The following is an 18,884-nucleotide window of genomic DNA, read 5'->3' on the forward strand; positions in this document are numbered from 1 at the left end:
GCCAAACAAGACCAGCCACGCAGCTTAACGCTGGCGGACGGTACAGTCGTGTAATGCGTACCGCTACAATGCGAAATTAGAAGGCGAAAGTCTCGATCGCCTGAAATCCCGGGAGTATCGGGACCGACGCATTGAACAGGGGACGGCCAGAAACACCGGCATCGCCACGTGTATAGAGCTTGGCCCAAGGGGCGCTGCCGCCCTCCTCGACGAGGAGCAGGCGTCCACCCTTGGCAAGCTGGCCGGCGATGGTGTCCGGGAATGTGGCAACGGCACCGTTGAAGATGATGACGTCGAACGGCGCGGCGTCCGCGGCACCCTTGCTGAGCGAGGCCTCGACGACAGCGACATTGGCAAGGCCGGCAAGCTGCCTGCGAGCGATCGCCGCCAGATCCTGATCCTGTTCCAGAGCAACGACCGACCCGGCGAGGCGGGCCAGCACGGCGGCACCGTAACCCGAGGCAGTGCCGACTTCCAACACCTTGTCGGTCGGTTTGACGTTGGCAAACTGCAACAGCCGGGCCAGAACCATCGGCTGGATCAGAACGCGGGCCGCGCGACCATTGCCGAGCGGCAGGTCGCGATCGAGATAGGCGAGCGTCTTTTGGTCTTCGGGAGCAAAATCCTCACGCGCCACCTCGCCCATCGCATCGATGATGCGTAGATCGGTGACGTCGTTGGGCCTTACCTGACCATCGACCATCTTGGTGCGCAACGCCGGAAAATCGACCATGGATCCAAGTCCCCTGCCGCAATTCTCTTCCGGCTCCTCCAATAGCCGCCCCCCTCCTCCGAAACAAGGGCTTCTACGCAGCTTTGCGGAGTGATGGATAAAGCTCGCACACCTGCATTCCACCCGACCACCCACCATGGAAGCCAAGCTGGTCAAAAACCTGGATTAACCGCACCTAGCGTCCCGGCGCGATGCGCGACTAAACCCCGGACCGACCTTTAGCCGCACCGCCAGGCGTCATGTTGTGCCGATGATCGGCTCATACCCGTGAGAAATTATCGAGATAGAGCGACAGCAGTTGAGTTTGCGAGGAAATGTCGAGCTTGCGATAAACGTTGCGACGGTGAACCTTCACCGTCCCGGTGGAAATGCCGAGTCGGAGGCCGATCGCCTCGGACGAATGCCCCTGAAGCACCAAGTCGACGATGGCCGCCTCGCGCAGGGTAAGGCCGAGCCGCTCCCAGACGCTGTAAGCTGCGCCGCCGCCATTGCGCGGCGTGGTCGGCTCGGCCGGGGCGCCGGCAAAGCGGCCGCTCATGTCGCCGAGGCCTGTCCGCACCAGCGCCAGCACCAGCGGGGCGGCGGCCCGGAGGATCTCGATTTCGGCGGGCGAGAATTCGCCGCTCCGTTCCAGCCGCATCAACGACAAGACCGCGCCCACGCCGGCGGTCAGCGGCACGAAAAAACCCACCTCTTCGGCCAGCCGGGTCTCTCCATAATAGGTGCGGTAGTATTCGCTGACAAAGAAGCGATCGGGTGCCAGCTCGCGCATGCGGAAGAAGCCCGAACGGCCTGCCCGGGTGGCATGATAGAACGGATCGAGCAAGAAGGCGCCGGCCTGATAGATGGTGACGTGCACCTCGTATTTTTCGGCGTTGAAGGTGTCGTAGAAATCGACAGGACGCTCCTCGCCCCGGTAGGCAAAGCCCACCGCATTGTCGAAATGCACCAGCGATTTCATCAGGCTGCGAAAGACCGAGCCCGTTTCGCGTTCCGACATCGGCCGCCGCTCGACCAGGGGCATCAGGCTGGCGAAAAGGGCCTTCACGTCAATAGCCACCATCTACCCCCTGATAGAGCCCAAAGCCCGATTCATGCGCCTGGGACGATATACTCCTCGATCCCCGCAGCTTTTCCGAAAATACCCCTTTTGTGGTATATACCTTGGGCGAAGTTCCTGGGACGCTACCCCTGAGGTTGATGGAGTACAGAGGCCAAAAGGCCCGCCTCCGTCCAAACCGCAGGGATCAACTGTGTCCGCTTCCGATATTCATGACATTGAATTTCGGTCGGTGACCAAACGCTATGGCGACGTCACGGCCGTCACCGACATCAACCTTGCCGTGCCCAAGGGCGCGTTCGTCGCGCTGCTTGGCCCATCGGGCTGTGGCAAGACCACCTGCCTGCGCATGATCGGCGGCTTCGAGCAGCCAAGCGAAGGCGACGTCTTCATCGGTGATATCAGGGTGAACGACCTGCCTGCCTATCGGCGGCCGGTCAACATGGTGTTCCAGCACTATGCGCTGTTCCCGCATCTCGACGTTGAGAACAACGTTGCCTACGGCCTGCGCCAGCAACGGCCGCGCATCGCCTCTGCCGAGATTGGCAAGCGCGTCGGCGCCGCGCTGGAAATGGTTCGTCTCACGGGTTTCGGGCGGCGGCGGATCCACGAATTGTCGGGCGGCCAGCAGCAGCGCGTCGCGCTAGCGCGCGCCATCGTCAACAAGCCGAAGGTGCTGCTGCTCGACGAACCGCTCGCCGCGCTCGACCGCAAGCTCAGAACCGACATGCAGATGGAGCTGCAAAGCCTGCAGCGCGACCTCGGCATCACCTTCCTCTTGGTCACCCACGACCAGGAAGAGGCGCTGTCGATGAGCGACCTCGTCTGCGTCATGAGCGCCGGGCGGATCCGTCAGTTCGCCCGCCCGCAGGAGGTCTACGACCGGCCGGCCGATCTGTTCGTCGCCGATTTCGTCGGCAAGACCAACAAGATGACCGTTACCGCCGAGCCCGGCCTGCTGCGTCTCGGCAACGGCGCAACTCTTCCCTTTGCCGGCCCGGAGCGCGGCCAAGCCGTGTTGGCCCTGAGGCCGGAAGCCATGCGGATCGCCCGCTCGGGCGCATCGGGCGGGCCTCTCGTCGGTGAGGTCACCCATCGCATCTTCCTCGGCTCGCTCGCCGAATATTCGGTTGCCGTTCCCGGCGTCGGCGAATTCCTGATCTCCACCAACCGCCACGGCCTCGATGCCAACGACCTGATCGAACCGGGGGAAGCGGTTTCGATTGGCTACAACCCCGAGGCCCTTCGTCTTTACCCAGCCTGAGACTTCTGCAGACACGAACAAACCATAAGGGGAACCGGTGTCATGTCGAAAAGCTACAAAGACAACCTGCCCATCACTGCCAGCGCGCTGACCGACGAGTTCATGCGCTTCAAGCGCGGTTCGGTGACCCGGCGGCATTTCCTCGGTGTCACTGGCCTCGGCCTTGCGGCATCGGTCATGAGCCGTGGCCTGCCGGGCGCCTTCAACGCCGAAGCCTTCGCCGGCAACTTGGGCACCCAGATGTCGCTCGCCACCTGGCCCAACTACCACGACCCTGCCACCTTCGAGAACTTCACCAAGGCGACGGGCGTTGCCGTCGAGGTCAACGTTTTCGGCTCCAACGAGGAAATGCTGGCCAAGCTCCAGGCCGGCGGTACAGGCTGGGACCTGTTCGTGCCGACCAACTACACCATCTCCACCTATGCCAAGCTGAAGCTGATCGACCCGCTCGACATGAGCAAGCTCTCGGCCTTCTCGGCCGCCACGGAATCGCCACGCTTCACCCACGAAGGCACGGTCGACGGCGTCACCTATGCGCTTCCCAAGAACTGGGGCACCACGGGTATGTCGATCAACACCGCCAAGGTGAAGACACCGATTTCCAGCTGGAAGCAGTATTTTGAAGTGGCGATGACCGAGGCCGACGGCCGCGCCATGGTGCACGACTATCAACTGACCACCATCGGCAGCGCGCTGGTATCGCTGGGCTATTCCTTCAATTCGATCAAGAGCGACGAACTGGCCAAGGCCGAGGAACTGCTGATCAAGCTCAAGCCTCACCTCTATGGCATCAACTCGGACTACCAGCCGGCCATGCGCTCCACCGATGCGTGGATGACCATGTGCTGGACCAATGATGGCGCCCAACTCGCCCGCGACATGCCGGAGATCATCTACGTGCTCGGCAAGGACGGCGGCGAGATCTGGACCGATTTCTACGCCATCCCGAAGAGCGCCGCCAACAAGCCGGCCGGCTACGCGCTGCTCAACTACCTGATGACGCCGGAAAATGCCGTCAAGGAGCACATCGCCAACGGCGCGCCAACCACCGACAGCCGCGTGCTGGCGATGCTGCCGGCCGATGTTACCTCGAACAAGATCGTCTATCCGGACGAAGCCGCGCTGACGCCGCTGGAATTCGGCGCCGCTATCACCCTGACCGACCCCAACCGCGCCGAACTGATGGCGCGCTTCAAGGCGGCATGAGGCTGATATGGCGATGACGATCGCAACCCGGAAACGCCTTGTGACGGCGCTGCTGATCGGGCCGTCCGCGGCCTGGCTCTCCCTTTTCCTGGTTTTGCCCTTCATCGCCATCCTGGTGTTCTCGGTGGGTGAACGAGCCCCGGAGGGCGGCTATCAAGCCGCCTTCACCTTCGCGCAGTTCATGAACCTGCCGGCGCGCGCCACGGCCTTCTGGAACACCATGATTCTGGCACCTGTCGGGGCTTTCTTCTGCCTGCTGGTCGCCTACCCTACGGCCTATTACCTGGCGATCAAGGCGCCGGCGCGCTATCGCATGCTGCTGGTGTCGCTGGTGGTGGTGCCCTTCTGGACCAGCCTCTTGGTACGCACCTACGCCTGGATCTTCATCCTCGGCGCTCGTGGCCTACCCAATCTTCTCGCCCTGATCGGCCTGCCGGACGTGCGCCTTCTCAACACGCCCGGCGCCGTGCTGCTCGGCATCGTCTACGGTTACCTGCCACTGATGATCATGCCGATCTATGTCAGCCTCGAAAAGCTCGACTGCCGCCTCCTCGAGGCCTCAGCCGACCTCGGCGCCTCGCCGGTGCGCAGCTTCTTCAATGTCACGCTGCCTTTGTCGCTGCCCGGCGTCGCCACCGGCGTGGCGCTGGTCACCATCCTGCTGCTCGGCGAATATCTGATCCCGCAGCTGCTCGGCGGCGGCAAGGTGTTCTTCATCGGCAACGCGTTGGTCGACCTGTTCCTCCAATCGCGCAACTGGCCCTATGGCTCGGCCATCGCGGTCACGCTGGTTTCCGTCGTCGTCCTGATCATCACGCTGGCCATGCGCCTTGCCTGGCGCTTTGCCGGTACCCGTCAGGTGGATCTCGTCTGATGCGCGCCTTCATCACCGCCGTCTATCTGTTCCTCTACGCGCCGATCGCCCTGGTGGTGCTCCTGTCGTTCAACGCCGGACGCAACGCCTCCGATTTCACCGGCTTTTCCACCGCGTGGTACGGCAAGGCGCTGTCCAACACCTTCCTGATGCAGGCGCTCGAAAACAGCCTGATGGTGGCCTTCATCTCGGCGGGTCTTGCCGCCATCTACGGCACCATGGCCGCCATGGGGCTTGAACGCCTCGGCAAGCGCGGGCGGATGCTGTTCGACGGTCTCCTGGCCGCCGCCATTGTCGTGCCGGGGGTCGTCATCGGCATCGCCACGCTGGTGGCGCTGGTGCAGCTGTTCGCGCTGCTCAATCCGATCGTCGCCGCCCTCTGGCCCACTGACAGCCCGCCGCAGTTCGGCTTCGGTTACGGTTCGATCATCGCCGCACACGGACTGTTCTCCATGGCGCTGGTCACCATGATCGTCCGCGCTCGCATCGCCACGCTCGGCCGCGACATCGTCGAGGCCTCGGCCGATCTCTATGCCACGCCCTTCAACACCTTCCGCCTCATCGTCCTGCCGCAGATCTTTCCGGCGATCCTCTCGGGCTTCCTCCTGGCTTTCACCTTTTCCTTCGACGACTTCATCATCGCCTTCTTCGTTTGCGGCTCGAAGACCACGTTGCCGATCTACATCTTCGCCTCCGTTCGCCGCGGCGTGACGCCGGAGATCAACGCCATCGCCACGCTGGTTCTGACCGCCTCGCTGCTGCTGATCCTGTTGTCCCGCTTTTTGATGCGCGACCGACCAAGCCCCGTTCCTTCGGAGTGAACCCCGCATGATTCTCAAGAACCGCGTCGCCATCGTCACCGGGGCGGGGTCGGGCATCGGTCGCGCCGGCGCCGCCATCATGGCCCGTGAAGGCGCCATCGTCGCCGTCTTCGACCGCGATCCCAAAGGCGCCTTGGCCACCGTCGACATGATTGAGCAGGCCAGCGGTAGAGCGGAGGCTCATGTCGTCGACGTCACCGACGACGAGGCTCTCGGCCGGGCGATCGCCACCGTCGCCGAGCGCCACGGCCGGCTCGACATCCTGCACAATCATGCCGGCGCCCAGGTCGCCGGCACGGCGGAGAGTGTCGAGGTCGCCGGCTTCGATCGCTCCTGGTCGCTCAACGTCCGAGCCATTTTCATGGGGATCCGCCATGCGCTGCCGATCATGCGCAGGCAAGGAAGAGGTGTCATCCTCAACACCTCCTCAAGCTCGGGCGTGCTCTACGACCGCGAGATGGTGGCCTACACCACCAGCAAGCATGCGGTGATCGCTATGACCCGGCAAATGGCTGGCGACTACGCTAGGTTTGGCATCCGCATCAATGCCATCTGCCCCGGCTGGGTGGATACGCCGTTCAACGAGCCCTTCATCGCCCAGATGGGCGGCCGCACGGCTATCGAAAGCTACGTGGCCAACCAGGTGCCGCTCGGCCGCTGGGCCTCAGTCGAAGAAATCGCTGAGCCGATCCTGTTCCTGGTCTCCGACCGCTCATCCTACATGACCGGTCAGATCCTGGTGGTCGACGGCGGCGAAACCGTCGTTTGATGACACCCGAAGAGAGATCCAGGCCCAAAAGCCTGAAACACAGGCGCTTCCATCCCAGAGAGACGCAGGGACGGCTTGGTGGAACGAGGGAAAAAACTGGAGGCCACGGAGGGAATCGAACCCCCGTACACGGATTTGCAATCCGCTGCGTAACCACTCCGCCACGTGGCCCCATGGGGAAGGCTTCATAAGCGAGCGCAGCGGTGTAGACAAGGGGGCAACCGGTGAAAATGCATCGCACCGAACACCTTCGACATCATTTATCGCCTGCCCTTGGGTGACAATCACCACAACCAGCGATAAGTTCTTTTACGGAACTTCGACGGCTTGTCTACGCGTCGCAATAGGAAGGATGGATCATGGACCATCTTGCTCCCTACGCCTCTACGATCGTCACACCAACCAGCAGCGTTCCTGGTGCCGTGCCGGACGCGGATACTCGCAAGGCGCGGTTTCCCGACGGTTTCATCTGGGGTGCCGCGACGGCCGCTTATCAAGTGGAAGGCGCCTGGAACGAGGATGGCAAGGGCGAGTCGATCTGGGACCGATTCACCCATACGCACGGCAAGGTGCGCGGCGGGGTGACGGGCGACGTGGCCTGCGACCAATATCATCGCTACGAAGAAGACGTGGCGCTGATGAGGACGCTCAATCTCAAAAGCTATCGCTTTTCCGTTTCCTGGCCCCGCATCCAGCCCGATGGCACCGGCACGCCCAATATGAAGGGGCTCGATTACTACAGTCGGCTGGTCGACGCTCTGCTCGAAGCCGGCATCCGCCCCTGGTGCACCATGTATCATTGGGATCTGCCACAGGCGCTCGAGGATCGCGGCGGCTGGCCGAATCGCGATCTCGCCGGCTATTTCGCCGATTACGCGGGCATTCTGGCAAGGCATCTCGGCGACCGCATCACCACATGGGCGCCGTTCAACATGCCCTGGGCCATTGCCTATATGGGATATGCCGCCGGCGCCTTTCCGCCGGAACGCACCAGCCTCACGGACTTCCTGAAGGCGGCACATACGCTGGGCCTTGCGCAGGGTGAGGCGCATCGCGCCGTCAAGGCAGCGTCGCCCAAAGCCAGCTTTGGCAGCGCCTACGAGATGGCGCCCGCCTATCCCAAGACCGATAGCGAGGCGGACCGGGCTGCGGCGGCGCGCTACCACGCCATGAACAACGTGTTCTTTCTGGAAGCGGCGATGACCGGTCGCTATCCGAACGCCTTCGTCGGCGAGGCACCGCTGGCGCTGATGGGCTTCCGGCCGGGGGACGAGGACATCCTCAAAGCGCCGCTCGACTGGATTGGCCTTCATTACTACACGCGTCGCATCATCTCCGACGCCAGCCATGAGCAGCATTTCGGCGGCGGCAGCTTCAGCGGCACCGAAATCGAATCCGGCGGTCCTGGCGGCCGCGATCCCTACACCCGGTTCAGCGCCGAAATGCCGAGGGAAGGACCGCTTACCGAGGCGGGGTTGGAGCTTTGGCCGCGCGGCATCTACGATCTCGTGACCCGGATTTCCCAGGAGTACGCCGGTTTACCCATCGAGATCACCGAGAGCGGCTGCAGTTATCTCGACGCGCCGGACGAAGGTGGTGCGGTGCCTGATCTCAGGCGGATCGAATGGTATAGGCAGGTACTCGCCGAACTCGCCCGGGCGATTGCCGACGGCGCAAAGGTTCGAGCATTTCATGCTTGGACATTACTGGACAATTTTCAGTGGGCTGAGGGCCACACCGAGCGTTACGGCCTGATCTACACGGATTTCCGCAGTCAGAAGCGTACGATCAAAGATTCCGGGCTGTGGTTCAGCCAGGTAGCCGCCACCAATCGGCTCGACTGGTAGCGGCCGTTTTGTGTGAGGAGGCGATCGACGGGATTGCCATCATTCAGACGGCAACCGCCAGATTGGGGTAGCCGCCCCGGTCAAACGACTGGCCCACATCGCTCCGCCCGGCAAGGTGACGCGCCGCTGCCCGCTCGGCCTCGTCAACCGAGCTGTAGAGCTCGCCGTCGAGATCCCAGACGTCATACTTGACGGCAACGAAACGCACCTGATCTCCGGCGGGAGCAGCGACGGCAACGGCCTTTCCGGCCACTTCGATAACGATTGGCTTGGACATAGTATAGCTCTCCTGGCCTAGCACCTAAGCAAGACCATCATCCTGTCGATTACGTTTATCTTGAAAAGTGTCAGATGCTTAGCAGAGACACATTCGCCATTGGCGTTTCGAGCCAAGATGATTGGGAAGGATCGTCGAACGGCATACATTCGTGCGCGCCATCTGCGTGTGCGAAATGTTTGTCATTTTGACCTCCTTTCCCAAAAACGAGAGAGCGTTTCTCTCTGGGGCAAACCGATAGTGATCAACAACGACCGAAATATGACGCCGTCCAATTCGGCTCAGTGTCGTATCCGGCGACATCGCGACCTCATCGCGCTTGTCCTGCATCCAACCTGCCACAAGTGGAGTCCCCGCTCCAGGAACGAAATATCAAAGTCAGGCACATTCGCGTGAACTGATTCCTCATGGGTGGTCTCCCCGCTTACGCGCTCCGCCTTTCGTCTATGAGGACTCGACGTCGCCCTTTTTCCAGCGGTTATAGCGGCGCAGAAGCCAGACCTCGGCACGCCGTCTGAGGCGACGCGCCAGCGGCGAATCCACCGAGAGAATGACGAGACCGACTGGAATCATCCAAAAGCCGACGACGGGCAGGAAGCCAATAAGTCCCATAGCGACGAAGGCCAGGCCCATGGTGACCCGAAGCGGTCGGCTACGCGGCAGGTGCAGCTTTCGTCCAAAGACGTTCACTTTCGGCATTGGTCGCCTTTCCTATCCACCGCGTTCCCTCGGGAAAGCCGGTCTCGGACAGATAGGAAAGCAACCGTCGCCTTTCAAAGATCAGCCTTTCAGATGCGGGAAAACACTGGCCCGGCGAGCGGAAAAAGTCTTTCTGTCGCATGCTGTTAGCTGCCGAATATCCACCTTCTCCGGCCTTTTCGTGCCGCTAGCGCATTTTCCTTGCCGAGGGGGCTTTGCAAACCGGAGCAGCTTTGTTATACGCACCGCCACCGAAGCTGTTCCGCGATAGCTCAGTTGGTAGAGCAGGTGACTGTTAATCACCGGGTCGTAGGTTCGAGTCCTACTCGCGGAGCCATCGGTTTCCCTAACAGCTTGATCAAAGCGGTTATATTTTCGTCGTCAGAGCGAACGAACGACGTTCGTCAGAGCGCCGTGAATGCTAGTCAATCCCCTCAGGAAATATCGGTTATCGAACCCGGCCTAGCCGCTCGCGTTGGTATCGGCCGCTTAGTGCTCGCTCACACCAGTCCTGATTGCGGAGATACCATTCCACGGTTTTCCGGATGCCCGAGTCAAACGTTTCCATCGGCTTCCAGCCTAAGTCCCGTTGGATTTTGCTGGCATCAATGGCGTAACGACGATCGTGCCCCGGACGATCCTGGACGAATGTGATGAGTTCTCGGTATTCTCTAAATGGCCGACTGGCATTTGGAGGAGCAAGTTTCTGAAGGACATCACAGAGGGTTTGGACGACCTCGATATTTTGTTTTTCGTTGTGGCCGCCGATGTTGTAGGTCTCGCCAGGCTTGCCGTCGGTGATGACTTTATGCAGCGCACGCGCGTGGTCTTCAACATAAAGCCAATCTCTTATCTGATCGCCGCTGCCGTAGACCGGCAGAGGCCTCCCGTCCAGCGCGTTGAGGATCACCAACGGAATCAGCTTTTCGGGGAAGTGGTAAGGGCCGTAATTGTTGGAGCAATTGGTGACGAGAATCGGCAGGCCATAGGTGCGCATCCAAGCGCGTACCAAGTGGTCAGAGCTGGCCTTACTGGCTGAGTAGGGGCTGCTGGGGGCATAAGCACTCGCCTCAGTGAAGAGACTGGATGCCGCATCGATCTCATCAGAGGGGTGCGGCAGATCACCGTAGACCTCATCGGTGGAGATATGGTGGAAGCGAAAGACCCGCTTGCGCCGACCGTCTAGCTCCTGCCAGTAACTACGTGCTACCTCGAGCAGTGTGTAGGTGCCAACGATATTGGTCTCGATGAAAGCCGCAGGGCCATCAATGGAACGGTCCACATGGCTTTCCGCAGCCAAGTGCATGACGACATCGGGACAGTGCTTCGCGAAGACTCGTTCCAGCTCGCCGCGGTTGCAAATATCGACCCGCTCGAAAGCATAGCGGTCCGAGCTGTCAACCTCGTGCAGATTTTCCAGATTTCCGGCGTAGGTCAGCTTATCGACATTAACGATCCAATTGCCGGTATTCCGGATGACATGGCGAACGACCGCCGAGCCGATAAAGCCGGCACCGCCAGTGACTAGAATCTTCACGCCCTTTACCTCTTTATTGGGTTAGCTGACGGTGTCGGTCAAAGTTTTGGCAATGCGATCCTGCTGCCCGGGCGTTAAGCCAACCCATAACGGCAAACGCACAAGCCTTTCCGATTGTGTCACGGTCACCTCCAATTCCCCCTGGACGCGGCCATATCGTTGTCCAGCAGGCGAGGAGTGCAAGGGCACATAATGAAAGACGGAGAAAATATCGCTTCTCTTCAATTCATCGAGAACGTGTTGCCGATCGATCGTTCGGTCGAGCAAGACATAGTACATATGAGCGTTATGCTGGCATTCATTTGGGACGATGGGTCGGCGCAGCGGTCCCCGCGCCTCAAGTGGCTCCAGAAGAGTGTGGTATCTCTGCCAAATGGCCATCCGTTCGCTGGTGATGCGCTCGGCTTCCTCAAGCTGCGCCCAGAGGAAAGCGGCGATCAGTTCACTCGGTAGGAACGAGGAGCCGACCTCCTGCCAGGTATATTTGTCCACCTCGCCACGGAAGAAACGACTGCGGTCGGTGCCTTTCTCGCGAATGATCTCGGCACGCAGAACCAATGCCGGATCGTTCACCAGAAGTGCGCCGCCTTCGCCGGAAATCACGTTCTTGGTCTCGTGAAAGCTGTAGGCGGCTAGGTCGCCGATGCTACCCAGCGCGCGGCCCTTGTAGGTCGCCATCATGCCTTGGGCGGCGTCTTCCACGACCCTCAAGCCATGCCGCCTGGCAATTTCCATTATAGTGTCCATCTCACAGGCGACGCCCGCGTAATGAACAGGGACGATGGCGCGCGTGCGTTCGGTGATGGCGCTCTCGATCAGGCGCTCATCCAGATTCAGGGTATCTTCCCGAATGTCGACGAACACCGGGACGCCACCGCGCAGAACGAAGGCGTTGGCCGTCGACACGAAAGTGTAGGACGGCATGATGATCTCGTCGCCCGGTTCGATGTCCAGAAGCAACGCAGACATTTCCAGGGCTGCCGTGCACGAGTGCGTCAGCAGCGCCTTCTCGGAGCCGCTCTTGCGGGTCAGCCAGTCATGGCAGCGCTTCGTGAACGACCCGTCACCGGAAAGTTTATTGTTACGTTCCGCTTCCGCAATGTAGTCGAGTTCCCTGCCCGTCACGAAAGGCCTGTTGAACTGTATCTTTTCGATCACCGCTGTTCCCCATGAAGCCTGTGCCACTCGCTAGCCACGCCGCGCAAATACTCGCTGTATTCGCACCGCGGCATGTGCCCGATCAAGGCTTCGAATTCATCGATCGAGAGAAACCCTCTCACCAAAGCGGCTTCTTCCGGACAGCCGATCTTCACGCCCTGCCGCCTCTCGATGGTGCCGATGTAGGAGGAGGCCTCGTGCAGCGCGCTGCTGGTGCCGGCATCGAGCCAAGCAAACCCGCGGCTCAGGCGCCAGACCTGCAGCTTATCGCGTTTGAGATACTCCCGATTGACGTCGGTAATCTCCAGTTCGCCGCGTGCCGACGGCTTCAGGTCCCTGGCGATTTCAAGAACGCCGTTGTCGTAGACGTATACGCCGGGCACGGCATAGTTGCTCTTGGGAACCAGGGGCTTTTCCTCGATGGAAATGGCCTTGCCGGTCCGATCGAACTCGACCACGCCATAACGCTCTGGATCCTTGACGTGGTAGGCGAAAACCGTGGCGCCGCCCATAAAACCCGTCACCGCGCGCCGAAAGTCGTCGCCACCGGAGAATATGTTGTCGCCCAGCATCAGGATTACGTCGTCGGAGCCGACAAAATCGGCGGCAATCAGAAAGGCCTGCGCGATCCCCTCAGGCTTCGCCTGCTCGCGATACACGACCGAAACACCCCACTGACTGCCGTCCCGCAGCAGGCTTTGATAGCGCGGCAGGTCCTGCGGCGTCGAAATGAGGCATATTTCCCGAATGCCGGACGCGATCAGAACCGTCAGCGGATAGTAGACCATCGGCTTGTCATAGACGGCCTGCAGCTGTTTGCTGGACACCTGCGTGAGGGGGTAGAGACGTGAACCGGAACCGCCGGCGAGAAGAATTGCTTTCATTTTCGATCCAGATCTATTGGCGGCATCTTGGCAAGTCAAACTGCATAGCTCATCCAGGCACGTTGGTGAGGGGGCGACCAAGGTTCGCTAACATTTTTCCGATTACAATTTAACTGAGCCCCAGATACAAATGGTAGTAGTGCACTGGTGGTCGGTAGGTGCCGGTTTGCGGCGCGGTGGTGAACCTTTGGGCAGGCTACGAAAGTGGATAATTACGGGCTAATTTTCCAAGGCGAACAGGACGGCGTCACCCTACAGCGAACTCGTAAGTCAAGGCTGGAATTCCAGATCCGCCTGTCTTAGAAGCTGATAGCGCCTCACCAACGCCGGGACGAACTCAGGAAAATCCTGGGGGCAACACCATCGGAAATTGACGGCAGCGGATGGTCAGTTAAACATTGAAGAGCCGTTGCGCGGAAATAGCATCGAGCGCCGCACTTGGAAGAGATTGCTGCATGGCTCGAGCCACTCTGCCTTAGTGAGAATGACACTCATACTTTCAATGGATTGGACGATCTATGAGGCTATCCGTAGCTAACTACCAGAGGTATGTGGCATGAAGCTTTCGATCGTCGCAACTCTCTACAAATCGGCTTCCTACATCAACGAGTTTCACGAGCGTGCGACAGCCGCTGCAAACCGCCTCGTCGGAGACGATTACGAGATCGTCCTCGTCAACGATGGATCGCCAGACGAGAGTTTGGATCTCGCCATCAAACTTACGGAGCAGGATTCTCGGGTTGTCGTTGTAGATTTGTCTCGCAATTTTGGGCACCACAAAGCAATGCTCGCAGGTCTCTCCTATGCGCAAGGCGAGCGTATTTTTTTGATCGATAGTGATTTGGAGGAGGAGCCGGAATGGCTGGCGGATTTTGCCCAGGCTATGACCAAAGAGGCTGCGGACGTCGTTTACGGCGTGCAGGAGACCCGCAAGGGTAATTGGTTTGAGCGCTGGAGCGGCGAACTCTATTACTCTCTATTCAATTATCTTGCCAATATCGACCATCCGCGTGACATCGTCACTGCACGGCTGATGTCGCGACGGTATGTGGACGCACTTCTACAATTCCGCGAGCGAGAAATGGTAATTTCCTGCCTGTGGGTCATCACGGGCTTCAAACAATGCGCGCGGCCTGTAAAAAAACACGCGCACAGTGCCAGCACTTATAGTCTCACTAAAAAGATAGGGCGAGCCACTGACGCTATCACCTCTTTCAGCGAAGCGCCACTTAGGCTGATCTTCTATGTCGGGCTGATCATCTTCGCGGTTGCGCTGTTCTACGCAGGCTATCTTATTTTTCAAAAACTGATGCTGGGTACCCCCTTGGATGGATGGACCTCGGTGATGGTTTCCATCTGGCTGCTCGGTGGCATGGTCATTTCGTTCGTCGGTATTATCGGTATCTATCTCTCCAAGGTCTTTTCCGAGACCAAGCAGCGACCATCTTTCATCGTGAGGGCAATCCGTGGCCAATCCACCTCTATCCATTGATCACAGCTATGAGCAGTTTTACGCTCAGCGCGCAGGTCTCCGGGTCTATCCAACCGAATTTGTCGTACGGACCTTCCTTGCAAAGTACCCCAAATTGGATTTTCGCAAGCCACAAGCTGGCGAGCGGGTGCTCGATGTCGCCTTTGGTGATGGCCGTAACACGGTATTTCTATGTGACCAGGGCTACGCGGTGAGCGGCATTGAAATCACTGAAGGCATCGTACAACAGACCGCGCAGCGTTTGGCGAGACTCGGCCACCAAGCCGACCTACGGGTCGGACGCAACAGCCGGATGCCATTTGACAGCAACTACTTCGACTACGTTCTGGCCTGCCACTGCTGCTATTATTGCGATGAAGGGGAGGCTTTCGCCGACAATATGAGGGAGTATGCTAGAGTGATGAAGCCGGGGGCTTGGCTGGTGGCCTCCGTCGCCAGCAGCGAGTCTTACATCTTCAAGGGCGCAATTCCATTGGAGGATGGCTCGTTACGCATTCAAGCCGACCCTTACGGCAACCGCGACGGCTATCGACTTCATGCATTCTCTAGTAGTGGACAGATCGAGGCGTATCTTTCGCCTTGGTTCGAGCGTTTTTCATTCGGCTTCGCGGACAACGATTACTTCGGTGTCACCGAACGCCTGTTCTGGGTTGTTTGTCAAAAGCGACAAGGTATATGAACAGTTACTCCTCCTACTGCTGCACCGAGATCGATTGTGCTCATGCCCCTTTGGCTGAGAGACCCGATGGCTTGGTGTGCCCCAACGGACACCTATTTGCATTCGTGCCCGGCACAGACGTTCCTATGTTCGTCTGTGAACCTGAAGGCGCCAACGAGTATTCTCGAGAGAACGCCGCCGAGGTTCATGACAACGCGCTTCGCTGGGTGTTCAAAACCTTCCAGACCACCGAGGAAGACCTGCGCGAACGGCTCATCGCTCGCATCGGCCTGAAGAAGGGCCAGCGCGTGCTGATAACAGGTGCGGGCGCGGGCAATGACCTGCCTTACCTTGTGCGTGCGCTCGGGGGCGAGGGAGACATTTATGCGCAGGACATCGCTAAGGAGATGCTTCTGGCGGGTGTGTCGCGTTACAAGGCTGAGTTGGCAGCCTCGGGCGTAAGTCTCCACTTTTCGGTGAGCGACGCCACAAATCTTCCCTTCGCAGATGGCTTCTTCGATGCGGCCTACCACTTTGGTGGCATCAACCTCTTTCCTGACATCGCCACCGGTATTGCCGAAATGAACCGTGTGGTTAAAGCTGGCGGGAATATCGTTATCGGTGACGAGGGCCTAGCTCCTTGGCTGGTGAAAACCGAGTTGGGCCGCATGCTGATCAACAACAACGGCCTCTACGCCTGCAGCGCGCCGCTTGAGGCCTTGCCGGCGACGGCGCGGTCCGTGAAGTTGAGTTGGGAACTGAGCAACTGCTTCTATGTCATCGAGTTCCAGGCAAGCACCGAACCACTACCAGTCAATATCGACATACCCCATCTGGGCAAGCGTGGCGGCACCATCCGAAGCCGCTATTGGGGCCGTTTGGAAGGGGTAGACCCTATTTTGCGCGACCGGATTTACGAGGAAGCAGAGCGACGCGGAATGAGCCGCGTGGCCTTCCTCGAGTCAGCACTTCGCGCGTCACTGGGCAAGGACTGAGTTAGGTATGTCACCGCTGAAATCCTTTATCACCCACAAGCAACCGTTTCCGTGGCGGAAGAAGGGGTTAGTCTTCGAGCCAGAAAAAGATGGTTTCTCTCACGGATCGCACCCTTGCGCGATCCATATCGAAGGTGATCGTTACGTCGTGGCGTTCACGCGCCGAGACGATCGTCAACGATCCCATATCTTTCTCTCAAACGCTCTGGTTTCTAGTGGAAGAATGGAGCTTCTTGGGACGCCTAAGCTCGCCCTGTTGCCGGGTGCCCCTTGCCACTTTGATTGCGACGGTGTCATTAGCGTCTGCTTTATCAAGCACAGTGGTACCATCTACCTCTATTACGTGGGCTGGCAAAATCTGCCGGAGGGGCTGTGGATCTGTGATACTGGACGAGCAAAGCTAGATGAGGACGCGCTTACGCTCAAGCGTGAGTTCCAAGGTCCTGTGCTTGGCCGCGACAAGAACAATCCGTTGTTCGCAGCAGCCACAGCTTTTCATGTTTCGGGCGACTTCTGGCAAACATGGTACAATTCCGGCATTCGTTGGGAGAAGACAGAGCAAGGGTGGAAACATTACTACGGCATCCATTATGCACATTCGCACAATGGCGTGGACTGGACTTGCCATCCTGGCATGTGTCTGCCGTTTTCCGACGAATACGAGTACGCTTTCGGTCGCCCCAGCGTGATTCATTGCGAAGATACTTATTTCATGTGGTATGCGCACCGCGCAACCAGGACCACCGATACCTATCGCATTGGCTTTGCTTCGTCCGTTGACGGCCGTCACTGGGAGCGCAACGATCCGCTCGCGGGTATTGACGTCTCTCCCTTCGGCTGGGACAGCGAGATGATTTGCTATCCCTGCGTTTTCGAGCACCAGGGTCGGATTTATATGCTCTATAATGGCAACGGTTATGGCAAAACTGGCTTTGGACTAGCGGTCCTCGAGGAAGATAGTGAATGAGTCAGAAAGTTATTCTCGCAGGCAATGCGATCACCGCAGAGATTATATCCGCCTATCTTCGCCAAGACGCTCGATTCGAGGTGGAGGGCTTCGTCGTTGATGATGAGTTCGTAACGAAAGGGAGCATCGAGGGATACCGTACGGTCGGCCTGTCTGAGGTTGTAAGAGCATTCGCGCCGGATACCCACCGGGTGATCATGGCAATGGGTTACAACAACCTGAATCGTACTCGCGAAACTTTATTTGAGCGCCTCAAGGCCGCAGGCTACGGCATAGAGACTTACATTCATCCCGACGCACGGATCTATACTAACCAGGCCTTGGGTGAAGGCAGCGTGGTCCTTCCTGGCGCGGTCATAGAACCGCACGCGCGCGTTGGTGCTAACACAATGGTATGGAGCAACGTAACGCTGGCCCACCACAGTAGCGTGGGCGACCATTGCTGGGTCGCCGCAGGTACCGCGGTGTCTGGACAGGCCAAAGTTTTGCGCAACACCTTCCTAGGGGTAAGTTGCACAGTGGTCAACGCCGTTACCGTGGAGGAGTATAACGTTATCGGAGCTAGCGCTTTGATATCACGCGATACCAAACCTTACTCCGTCCACTTGGCGCGCTCGGCTGAGCCCTTCCGCTACTCGTCGGAAGACTACATAAAGCACTTTGGAATTTGAGAATGAATCAAAAACTGGCGGAACTTCTCGCGGAGGTCTTTGGGCTGCGCGCGGCTGAAATACACCCGGAACTGCAACAGTACGACGTCGGCACTTGGGATTCCCTCAAACAGATGGATTTGGTGCTATCCTTGGAGCGAGGGTACGGTATCGCATTGGAGATACCAGACATCCTGCGCATGAAGTCTGTCGGCGAAATCATGGCCGTTCTCAAAGATAAGGGGGTGGATCTTGAACGTTAAGGGCGCAGTTGCCTTGGTTACCGGCGGGGCGCAGGGGCTTGGGCTGGCCATTGCCTGTCGGCTGATGAACGAAAGTGCTACCGTGGTGGTAGCCGACCGCAATGCCGAGGCACTCAATACCCTGCCTCAGGGGTTGGAAGGCGTGGTTATGGATGTCACTGAGCCCGAGCAGGTCAAAGCGGAGGTAACCGGCATCGTAGATCGCCATGGGCGCGTGGACATCCTAGTCAACAATGCGGGTGTTATCGTCAGCGAGCCATTTGTTAATGTAATGAACCCATCGGGAATCATGCACGACTATGGCCGATTTCGCGACTCGCTCAGGATAAACCTCGACTCGGTGTTTATCGTCACTGCTGCCGTCGTCGAACATATGGTCAAGCACCGTACCAAGGGCGCTATTGTCAATATCAGTTCTATCAGCGCTTACGGCAACGAAGGCCAGACGTCCTACTCAGCAGCCAAGGCAGGCGTCAATGCCATGACAGTTACTTGGTCCAAGGAACTTGGCCGGTTAGGCATCCGGGCCAACGCAGTGGCGCCGGGCTTCATCGCTACCGAATCCACACGCCACGCATTGAGCGAGACTGTACTCAAGCACATCCAGAACAACACGCCGCTACGCCGGCTTGGCCAAGCCGACGAGGTGGCGCAGGCAGTGATCGCCCTAGTCACAAACGACTTCATTAACGGCACGGTGCTTGAAGTCAATGGCGGCCTTACGATCTGA

20 protein-coding genes and 2 tRNA genes are annotated in these 18,884 nt (G+C 59.1%); 14 read left to right on the forward strand and 8 right to left on the reverse strand.

The window, feature by feature from the left end; translation table 11 throughout:
* Positions 1 to 76 precede the first annotated feature (76 nt).
* On the reverse strand, positions 77 to 733 hold the full coding sequence (locus tag G522_RS0101425; RefSeq protein WP_026789526.1) for a protein-L-isoaspartate O-methyltransferase family protein: 657 nt from the start codon (positions 731 to 733) through the stop codon (positions 77 to 79).
* A gap of 259 nt (positions 734 to 992) precedes the next feature.
* Complete coding sequence (locus G522_RS0101430; protein ID WP_026789527.1) at positions 993 to 1,793, reverse strand: helix-turn-helix transcriptional regulator; 801 nt, start codon at positions 1,791 to 1,793, stop codon at positions 993 to 995.
* A 193-nt stretch (positions 1,794 to 1,986) separates the two neighbouring features.
* Here G522_RS0101430 and G522_RS0101435 point away from each other — a divergent pair, with 193 nt between their 5' ends.
* From G522_RS0101435 to G522_RS0101455, 5 genes are read left to right on the forward strand one after another with little or no spacing between them, the layout of a single operon-like run.
* Entirely contained in the window at positions 1,987 to 3,057 is a 1,071-nt protein-coding gene (locus G522_RS0101435) for an ABC transporter ATP-binding protein (protein WP_026789528.1), read from the forward strand.
* Positions 3,058 to 3,099: 42 nt separating this feature from the next.
* A complete protein-coding gene (locus G522_RS0101440; protein ID WP_026789529.1) occupies positions 3,100 to 4,263 on the forward strand; it encodes a polyamine ABC transporter substrate-binding protein in 1,164 nt (387 codons plus the stop codon).
* 13 nt (positions 4,264 to 4,276) lie between these two features.
* Positions 4,277 to 5,137, forward strand: a complete 861-nt coding sequence (locus tag G522_RS0101445) for an ABC transporter permease (protein ID WP_425414038.1) — start codon at positions 4,277 to 4,279, stop codon at positions 5,135 to 5,137.
* Complete coding sequence (locus G522_RS0101450; protein ID WP_026789531.1) at positions 5,137 to 5,958, forward strand: ABC transporter permease; 822 nt, start codon at positions 5,137 to 5,139, stop codon at positions 5,956 to 5,958. The genes G522_RS0101445 and G522_RS0101450 overlap by 1 nt, the downstream gene beginning before the upstream one ends.
* A 7-nt stretch (positions 5,959 to 5,965) precedes the next feature.
* Positions 5,966 to 6,727 carry an SDR family NAD(P)-dependent oxidoreductase gene (locus G522_RS0101455; protein WP_026789532.1) on the forward strand — a complete coding sequence of 254 codons (762 nt, stop codon included), beginning with the start codon at positions 5,966 to 5,968 and terminating at the stop codon, positions 6,725 to 6,727.
* 97 nt (positions 6,728 to 6,824) lie between these two features.
* Here the strand turns inward: G522_RS0101455 and G522_RS0101460 are convergent.
* Positions 6,825 to 6,898, reverse strand: a tRNA-Cys gene (locus G522_RS0101460).
* 188 nt (positions 6,899 to 7,086) lie between these two features.
* On the opposite strand from G522_RS0101460, the gene G522_RS0101465 reads away from it, so the two are divergent.
* A complete protein-coding gene (locus tag G522_RS0101465) occupies positions 7,087 to 8,574 on the forward strand; it encodes a glycoside hydrolase family 1 protein (protein ID WP_051228024.1) in 1,488 nt (495 codons plus the stop codon).
* Positions 8,575 to 8,617: 43 nt separating this feature from the next.
* Here G522_RS0101465 and G522_RS25035 read toward each other — a convergent pair whose 3' ends face one another.
* Positions 8,618 to 8,851, reverse strand: coding sequence for a hypothetical protein (locus G522_RS25035; RefSeq protein WP_051228025.1), 234 nt, complete (start codon positions 8,849 to 8,851; stop codon positions 8,618 to 8,620).
* 444 nt (positions 8,852 to 9,295) lie between these two features.
* Complete coding sequence (locus G522_RS25040; RefSeq protein ID WP_036837567.1) at positions 9,296 to 9,550, reverse strand: PGPGW domain-containing protein; 255 nt, start codon at positions 9,548 to 9,550, stop codon at positions 9,296 to 9,298.
* 261 nt (positions 9,551 to 9,811) lie between these two features.
* Here G522_RS25040 and G522_RS0101480 point away from each other — a divergent pair.
* Positions 9,812 to 9,887: transfer RNA gene (locus G522_RS0101480), tRNA-Asn, on the forward strand.
* A 111-nt stretch (positions 9,888 to 9,998) separates the two neighbouring features.
* Here the strand turns inward: G522_RS0101480 and rfbB are convergent.
* Genes rfbB through rfbA form a run of 3 tightly spaced genes read right to left on the reverse strand, consistent with a single transcriptional unit; the run spans position 9,999 to position 13,129 of the window.
* Positions 9,999 to 11,087 carry a dTDP-glucose 4,6-dehydratase gene (rfbB, locus tag G522_RS0101485; protein ID WP_026789534.1) on the reverse strand — a complete coding sequence of 363 codons (1,089 nt, stop codon included), beginning with the start codon at positions 11,085 to 11,087 and terminating at the stop codon, positions 9,999 to 10,001.
* A 21-nt stretch (positions 11,088 to 11,108) separates the two neighbouring features.
* A complete protein-coding gene (gene rffA, locus G522_RS0101490) occupies positions 11,109 to 12,245 on the reverse strand; it encodes a dTDP-4-amino-4,6-dideoxygalactose transaminase (RefSeq protein ID WP_084632643.1) in 1,137 nt (378 codons plus the stop codon).
* Complete coding sequence (rfbA, locus tag G522_RS0101495; RefSeq protein WP_026789536.1) at positions 12,242 to 13,129, reverse strand: glucose-1-phosphate thymidylyltransferase RfbA; 888 nt, start codon at positions 13,127 to 13,129, stop codon at positions 12,242 to 12,244. Before rfbA ends, rffA begins: the two co-directional genes overlap by 4 nt.
* Before the next feature lie 556 nt (positions 13,130 to 13,685).
* Between rfbA and G522_RS0101500 the strand changes: the two genes are divergently transcribed.
* The 7 genes from G522_RS0101500 to G522_RS0101530 all read left to right on the forward strand — a co-directional run bounded on the left by G522_RS0101500 (position 13,686) and on the right by G522_RS0101530 (position 18,884).
* The gene (locus G522_RS0101500) at positions 13,686 to 14,621 is read left to right on the forward strand and encodes a glycosyltransferase family 2 protein (protein WP_026789537.1); all 936 of its coding nucleotides are present in this window, start codon (positions 13,686 to 13,688) and stop codon (positions 14,619 to 14,621) included.
* The gene (locus tag G522_RS28735) at positions 14,596 to 15,300 is read left to right on the forward strand and encodes a class I SAM-dependent methyltransferase (protein ID WP_084632644.1); all 705 of its coding nucleotides are present in this window, start codon (positions 14,596 to 14,598) and stop codon (positions 15,298 to 15,300) included. The genes G522_RS0101500 and G522_RS28735 overlap by 26 nt, the downstream gene beginning before the upstream one ends.
* Positions 15,301 to 15,425: 125 nt before the next feature.
* Positions 15,426 to 16,274 (forward strand): class I SAM-dependent methyltransferase, encoded by an 849-nt coding sequence (locus tag G522_RS0101510; RefSeq protein WP_051228031.1) that lies wholly within the window; start codon positions 15,426 to 15,428, stop codon positions 16,272 to 16,274.
* Positions 16,275 to 16,281: 7 nt separating this feature from the next.
* Positions 16,282 to 17,241, forward strand: coding sequence for a glycoside hydrolase family protein (locus tag G522_RS0101515; protein WP_156886785.1), 960 nt, complete (start codon positions 16,282 to 16,284; stop codon positions 17,239 to 17,241).
* Positions 17,238 to 17,912, forward strand: coding sequence for an acetyltransferase (locus G522_RS0101520; RefSeq protein WP_026789540.1), 675 nt, complete (start codon positions 17,238 to 17,240; stop codon positions 17,910 to 17,912). Before G522_RS0101515 ends, G522_RS0101520 begins: the two co-directional genes overlap by 4 nt.
* A 2-nt stretch (positions 17,913 to 17,914) precedes the next feature.
* Positions 17,915 to 18,154 (forward strand): acyl carrier protein, encoded by a 240-nt coding sequence (locus G522_RS0101525; protein ID WP_026789541.1) that lies wholly within the window; start codon positions 17,915 to 17,917, stop codon positions 18,152 to 18,154.
* The gene (locus G522_RS0101530) at positions 18,144 to 18,884 is read left to right on the forward strand and encodes an SDR family NAD(P)-dependent oxidoreductase (RefSeq protein WP_026789542.1); all 741 of its coding nucleotides are present in this window, start codon (positions 18,144 to 18,146) and stop codon (positions 18,882 to 18,884) included. Before G522_RS0101525 ends, G522_RS0101530 begins: the two co-directional genes overlap by 11 nt.

The sequence above is a fragment of the Pleomorphomonas oryzae DSM 16300 genome (assembly GCF_000422965.1).
Lineage (GTDB): Bacteria > Pseudomonadota > Alphaproteobacteria > Rhizobiales > Pleomorphomonadaceae > Pleomorphomonas > Pleomorphomonas oryzae.

Bases quoted from the DNA above. Each gene is read 5' to 3' on its own strand.
- G522_RS0101425 (WP_026789526.1), bottom strand. From the start codon at position 733: ATGGTCGATTTTCCGGCGTTGCGCACCAAGATGGTCGATGGTCAGGTA.
- G522_RS0101440 (WP_026789529.1), top strand. From the start codon at position 3,100: ATGTCGAAAAGCTACAAAGACAACCTGCCCATCACTGCCAGCGCGCTG.
- G522_RS0101445 (WP_425414038.1), top strand. From the start codon at position 4,277: ATGACGATCGCAACCCGGAAACGCCTTGTGACGGCGCTGCTGATCGGG.
- G522_RS0101450 (WP_026789531.1), top strand. From the start codon at position 5,137: ATGCGCGCCTTCATCACCGCCGTCTATCTGTTCCTCTACGCGCCGATC.
- G522_RS0101455 (WP_026789532.1), top strand. From the start codon at position 5,966: ATGATTCTCAAGAACCGCGTCGCCATCGTCACCGGGGCGGGGTCGGGC.
- G522_RS0101465 (WP_051228024.1), top strand. From the start codon at position 7,087: ATGGACCATCTTGCTCCCTACGCCTCTACGATCGTCACACCAACCAGC.
- G522_RS25035 (WP_051228025.1), bottom strand. From the start codon at position 8,851: ATGTCCAAGCCAATCGTTATCGAAGTGGCCGGAAAGGCCGTTGCCGTC.
- G522_RS25040 (WP_036837567.1), bottom strand. From the start codon at position 9,550: ATGCCGAAAGTGAACGTCTTTGGACGAAAGCTGCACCTGCCGCGTAGC.
- rfbA (WP_026789536.1), bottom strand. From the start codon at position 13,129: ATGAAAGCAATTCTTCTCGCCGGCGGTTCCGGTTCACGTCTCTACCCC.
- G522_RS0101500 (WP_026789537.1), top strand. From the start codon at position 13,686: ATGAAGCTTTCGATCGTCGCAACTCTCTACAAATCGGCTTCCTACATC.
- G522_RS0101510 (WP_051228031.1), top strand. From the start codon at position 15,426: ATGTTCGTCTGTGAACCTGAAGGCGCCAACGAGTATTCTCGAGAGAAC.
- G522_RS0101515 (WP_156886785.1), top strand. From the start codon at position 16,282: ATGTCACCGCTGAAATCCTTTATCACCCACAAGCAACCGTTTCCGTGG.
- G522_RS0101520 (WP_026789540.1), top strand. From the start codon at position 17,238: ATGAGTCAGAAAGTTATTCTCGCAGGCAATGCGATCACCGCAGAGATT.
- G522_RS0101525 (WP_026789541.1), top strand. From the start codon at position 17,915: ATGAATCAAAAACTGGCGGAACTTCTCGCGGAGGTCTTTGGGCTGCGC.